A 3,541-nucleotide genomic window follows, 5' to 3' on the forward strand; every position below is an offset into this window, starting at 1 on the left:
GGCTCGGCGCGCCGCTGGCCGCCGAGCCCTCCCCGGACACCCTCGTGCTGCGCTACCTCGCCGCGTTCGGCCCGGCCACCGCCAGGGACGTCCAGGCCTGGAGCGGGACGACCCGCATGCGCGCGGTCGTGGAGGGGCTGCGGCCGCGGCTGCGGGTCCTGCGCGACCCGGACGGCCGCGAGCTGTTCGACCTGCCCGACGCGCCCCGCCCCGACCCCGACACGCCCGCGCCGGTCCGCTTCCTGGCGCTGCTCGACAACGTGCTGGTCTCCTACGACGACCGCTCCCGCGTCGTCGCCGACCACCAGCGCCCCCACATCGTGGTCGAGGCGCCGTTGACCGTGGACGGGTTCGTGCGCGGGCTGTGGCGGATCGAGCGGACCCGGCGCGGCGGCCCCGCCGTACTGGACGTGCGGCTGTTCGCACGGCTCACCCCGGCCGAGGAGGAGGCGGTCACCGAGGAGGGCGCACGGCTGCTCCGTTTCGCGGCGGCCGACTCCGAGGGCCACGACATCCGCCTGCGCCCCCTGGAACCGTGAACCGGCCGGGGCCCCGGGCTCCGACCGCCCGGCGCCGCCCCCGCGGCTCCGACGGGCGCGGCGGTTCCCGGCGGGCGCCCGGGACTCAGCCGAACACGACCCGGCCGGTCTCGTCCACACGCCAGCCCGGATTGTGCGCGATCTCCCACACCACGCCGTTGGGGTCCCGCACGTGGGCGTGGAAGACCCCGCCGAACTCACCCGGCTGCGGGGCCTTGAGCACCCGCGCGCCCGCCCGCGCCATGGCCTCCACGGTCCGCTCGACCTCCTCGGGGCCGTCCACGTTGTGCGACAGCGTCAGCCCCGACACGCCGGTCGTGCCGGGCGGGCGCCCCAGGTCGCGGTCGAACTTCTCCGCGTCGAACAGCCCCAGGACCTGCCCCGGCGCGACCTGGAAGAAGACGATCTCCCCGGGGACGTCCGCGAGCGGTTCCCAGCCGAGCCCGTCCCGGTAGAACGCGCGGGCGGCGTCCAGGTCGGCCGTGGCCAGAGTGATGAAGTGAACCTGTTGTTTCACGGCGGCTCCGTCGTTGTACCCCGCCCCGAAAGGGCCCGGGGCGGGCGGTGTCCTGTGGCCGGGACAACCTATCCGGGGCCGGGGACACACCGCCCGGAACCCCTCGGACGCGGCGGGTCCGCGCGGGCCCGGGCCCCAGGGCCCCAGAGGTGCCGGGAAGCCCAGGACACCCGGGCCCCAGGGCCGCCCGGGCGCACCCGCGGCTACAGCCCGTGCCTGCGGGCGACCACGCGCAGGACGAGCGAGCGCGGGAACAGCCGCCGCAGCGCGAAGACCACCGGGGCGTTGCTGCCCACCGCGTAGAACGGCCGGGGCGGGTCCGCCTCGACGGCGCGCACGATGGTCCGGGCCACCGCCCCCGGCGTGATCCCCGACGCCTCGTTGGCGTTGAGCGCCCTGAGCATGGTGCGGTACTCGGCCGCGAACGGCGACCCCTCCCGCAGGTACTGGGTCCGCCGCTCGCTGATGCCGGTGTTGATCGATCCCGGCTCGACCGTGGCCACCCCCACCCCGTACGGGGACACCTCGCGGCGCAGCGCGTTCGCGAACCCCTTGAGCGCCGCCTTGGAGGCCACATAGGAGGACCGGTAGGCCAGCGGGAAGCTCGCCAGCATCGAACCCACCATCACCACGCGCCCGTACCCTCGGGCGCGCATTCCCGGCAGCAGCAGCTGGGTGAGCCGCACCGCGCCGAACACGTTGATCCGGAACAACCGCTCCACCGCCTCCGGCGGCAGTTCCTCGAAGGGCCCGCTCTGGCTCTCCCCGGCGTTGTTGACCAGTACGTCCACGTCGCCCGCGGCGGCCGCGCACGCCTCGACCGACGCCCCGTCGGCCAGGTCCAGGGCCAGGTACTCCACGCCCGGAACCGGCTCGGCCACCGCCCCGGGGTCGCGGCTGGTCCCGTACACGCGGTAGCCGCGGCGTGCCAGCTCGGCGGCCACGGCGGCGCCGATCCCCGACGACGCGCCCGTGACGAGCGCGGTCCGCGGGACGGTGGGACTGTTCATGGCGGTCCTTCCGGAGGGAGGCTGAGGGGGGAGGGAGGCCGCGCTCGCGCCGCGCGTGGAAGCGATGATCGCACGCCCGCGCGCGCCGACCGCACCCCGCCCCGGGGCCCGTCGACCGCCCGGCTCAGTCCCAGCGGTGCGGGTCGAACAGGTCCACGGCCAGGTCCGTGCGCCCGTGCCGGGCCAGGTCGGCCAGCGCCTCCCCGACCGCGGAGGCGAACTTGTAGCCGTGCCCCGAGAAGCCCCCCGCCAGCACCAGTCCGGGCAGTTCGCGGCGCTGCCCGATGACGAAGTGCTCGTCCCGCGTCATCGTGTACATGCACGACGCCATCCGCTCGGGCAGCGGGGCCACACCGTTCAGTCCGGCGGCCAGCCGTCCCAGCCGCCGCGCGTCGGCGGCGTCGGGCTCCCGCGGTCCCGCGTCGGGGTCGACCGGTTCGCCCCACTGGGCGCCCTCGCCCCTGTTCCCCGGAGCCTCGGCGTGCACACCGATCTTGACGGTCAGGCCGCCGTCCATGCTGGGGAACCCGTACCACGTGCAGTCGTCCTCGTCCCGGGCGAACACCGGTCCGTGCGCGTGCGGGGACGGGTCCCGCGTGGTGCGGAACCAGCCCAGCACCCGCCGCTCCACCCGCAGGCCGCCGCCCAGCTCCGCCACCTCGGGCACCAGCCGCGGCAGCCAGGACCCGGCGGTCACGACCACCCGGCGGGCCCGGATCACGGTGTCCCCGACCACCACACGGGGGCGGTCCGGGTCGGGGACGACGCGGGACGCCCGGGCGCCGGTGAGCACCCGCGCGCCCGCCTCCCGCGCGAGCCGCACGGCCGCCGTGATCGCGGCCTCGGGCAGGACCACACCGGCGTCCTCCTCGAAGACGCCCACCTCACCCGGGCGCAGCACGTGCTGGGGGAAGCGCTCGGCGACCTGGTCGCGGGAGAGCACCTGGTGGGGGAGACCGTGGTGTTCGGCGGCGGCGACCGACCCGGTGACGGCGGGGCTGTCCGGCGCGCCGAGCATCAGGGCGCCGGTGCGCACCACGAGCCGGGTTCCGGAGGCCTCCTCCAGCTCCGACCAGGCGCGCCAGGCCGACCGCACGAACGGCACGTAGGCGGCGCCCTCCATGTAGGCGGTGCGGATGATGCGGGACTCGCCGTGGCTGGAGCCCCGGTCGTGCCCGGGCGTGAACTGCTCGACCCCGATCACGTCCACACCGCGCCGGGCCAGGCGCCACAGGGCCTGCGCCCCCATGGCTCCCAGTCCGACCACGACGGTGTCGGTCTCCAACGGTGCCGCCACGCGTTTCCCCCAGGTCCGGTGTCCGGGGCTCCGCCGCCCGGAGCCCCGTCCCATGATCCCAGGACCCGCGCATGGCGGGCGCCCGCCCACCCCCAGGGGTGGACGGGCGCCCCGTCTCGGAAGGGAGCCGAGATCCGGGAGTTGCTACTGGATGGGCGGGTAGGCGTTGGCCAAAAGC

General features: G+C 76.1%; 4 protein-coding genes. 1 reads left to right on the forward strand and 3 read right to left on the reverse strand.

The window, feature by feature from the left end:
* A partial coding sequence (locus DQW06_RS23930; RefSeq protein ID WP_198662533.1) for a DNA glycosylase AlkZ-like family protein occupies positions 1-539 on the forward strand: 539 nt, incomplete at its 5' end.
* A gap of 85 nt (positions 540-624) precedes the next feature.
* On the opposite strand, the gene DQW06_RS23935 is transcribed toward DQW06_RS23930, so the two are convergent.
* The 3 genes from DQW06_RS23935 to solA form a co-directional block, all read right to left on the reverse strand.
* The gene (locus tag DQW06_RS23935; RefSeq protein ID WP_013154530.1) at positions 625-1,056 is read right to left on the reverse strand and encodes a VOC family protein; all 432 of its coding nucleotides are present in this window, start codon (positions 1,054-1,056) and stop codon (positions 625-627) included.
* Positions 1,057-1,259: 203 nt separating this feature from the next.
* Positions 1,260-2,066, reverse strand: coding sequence for an SDR family oxidoreductase (locus DQW06_RS23940; RefSeq protein WP_117199357.1), 807 nt, complete (start codon positions 2,064-2,066; stop codon positions 1,260-1,262).
* 124 nt (positions 2,067-2,190) lie between these two features.
* The gene (gene solA, locus DQW06_RS23945; RefSeq protein ID WP_117199358.1) at positions 2,191-3,363 is read right to left on the reverse strand and encodes an N-methyl-L-tryptophan oxidase; all 1,173 of its coding nucleotides are present in this window, start codon (positions 3,361-3,363) and stop codon (positions 2,191-2,193) included.
* Between the last annotated feature and the right edge of the window lie 178 nt (positions 3,364-3,541).

It is taken from the genome of Nocardiopsis sp. TNDT3 (assembly GCF_003427465.1).
Lineage (GTDB): Bacteria > Actinomycetota > Actinomycetes > Streptosporangiales > Streptosporangiaceae > Nocardiopsis > Nocardiopsis dassonvillei.